We start from the raw sequence: 1,493 nt of genomic DNA, 5'->3' as shown, positions 1-1,493 counted from the left end.
AATCCTTTATAAAACAAGAAGTTACTATTATGTTTAATCATTGCAGTGGAATGCTATTTCTAACCAATGCAGACTATCAAGTCTTAATGGTTTATAATGGAAATCTGGAATTATTCCACACTACCCCCCATAAAGGAATAGAAGGCTTTAAAGAAGAATTGAAAGCAATGATAGCTAATCAACAAATTACCCATCCTGAAGATATAGACTTTATTTTATCCCTAGAGCAAGAAGAAAACTAAAATATACTATAACTAATCTATAATCTAAGTCTACTAAAAAGTGCTAAAGTGATCTTTTTTAGAAAACTTTTATTTTAAAAATAAATATCTACTTATTGGTTATATAACCATATCACTATATTCAATCTATATAAAAAATACAATCATGAAAGTATCCGAAATAAAAGTCTCCTATACCAATAAAAACGAAAAAAAAATTAAATTAGAAAATAGTGAACAACTTTATCATTTAGCCCTATCCATCTGGAATAAGAATACCCTAGAACTACAAGAAGAAGTAAAAGTACTCTATTTGAATCAAGCTAATGTAGTATTAGGTTATTATAGCCTAGCTAAGGGAGGAATTTCAGCCTGTTATGTAGACATAAGACTAATACTAAGTACAGCTCTAAAAACCAATGCTTCTGCCATTATAGTAGTCCATAACCATCCCAGTGGAAATAACAAGCCTTCCCTAAAAGATAAAGAACTAACTAAAAAAATAAAACAAGCCTGTAATCTATTAGAATTAGTTCTATTGGATCACATCATTATTGCTAAAGAACATTATTATAGCTTTGCAGACCAAGGAAATCTATAAAAAATAAAAGTAAATATAAAAAAGTTTAAAAAACATCACTTTATCACTTTTTTAGCTTGATAGAATACTTCTATAGAATAACTCCCCCAAATTCTATCCAATTTATGAATCTATAAAAGATAAAAAAAACATAATAAAATCCTAATTCTATTATGTTGGGAGTTTTATATTTAAAAAAACAGTAGGAGAGAGTAAGAGAACCCCATATACCCAATATACATAGAATTGAAACAGAGGTGTCTCTAGACCATAGAATATAGTTATAGCTAAATTTTAAAGAAAAGGAATATAAAAAACAATTATTTAAAGTTTTAATCTCGGTATTTTAAATTAGTTAAGAAAATAGCAGGTTTTCAATAGCTAACTGCCTAATAGCCTAATTTGAAATTTCAATACTCACCAACTCCTCAAGAGACACTTCCAAAGCTTCCGCTATTCTATACAGAGTATAAATGGTAGGATTGGTTCTTCCTGACTCTATTCTGGAAATATTGGTAGGATCTATATCTCCCAGCATTTTTCCCACTAATTCAAGTTGGGAAAATCCTTTGGATTCTCTAACCTGTTTAATTCTTCTTCCAATAATTTTTAGAATTTTATCTTTTTCCAACTTGACTTATTTGACAAGTCAAAGTTGCTTCTTATATTTGTTAAATTAAATGCCATATATG

At 28.4% G+C, this 1,493-nt stretch carries 3 protein-coding genes; 2 read left to right on the top strand and 1 reads right to left on the bottom strand.

Features of this window, described 5'->3' with window-relative positions; genetic code table 11:
- Together ETU10_RS11090 and ETU10_RS00040 are read left to right on the top strand one after the other, a co-directional pair.
- Positions 1-242: hypothetical protein (locus tag ETU10_RS11090; RefSeq protein WP_185145019.1), on the top strand; the 242-nt coding region annotated here is incomplete at its 5' end.
- A 145-nt stretch (positions 243-387) separates the two neighbouring features.
- The gene (locus ETU10_RS00040) at positions 388-822 is read left to right on the top strand and encodes a JAB domain-containing protein (protein WP_146309234.1); all 435 of its coding nucleotides are present in this window, start codon (positions 388-390) and stop codon (positions 820-822) included.
- 376 nt (positions 823-1,198) lie between these two features.
- Here ETU10_RS00040 and ETU10_RS00035 read toward each other — a convergent pair whose 3' ends face one another.
- A complete protein-coding gene (locus ETU10_RS00035; protein WP_146309233.1) occupies positions 1,199-1,432 on the bottom strand; it encodes a helix-turn-helix domain-containing protein in 234 nt (77 codons plus the stop codon).
- Positions 1,433-1,493 lie beyond the last annotated feature (61 nt).

Source organism: Apibacter muscae (assembly GCF_007845595.1).
Taxonomy (GTDB): domain Bacteria; phylum Bacteroidota; class Bacteroidia; order Flavobacteriales; family Weeksellaceae; genus Apibacter; species Apibacter muscae.
The sequence above is the reverse complement of the archived record's forward strand: the minus strand, read 5'-3'. Positions and strand labels throughout refer to the sequence as shown.

What these genes read in the sequence shown, in the direction of transcription:
- ETU10_RS00040 (WP_146309234.1), top strand. Translation starts at nt 388, where the DNA reads ATGAAAGTATCCGAAATAAAAGTCTCCTATACCAATAAAAACGAAAAA.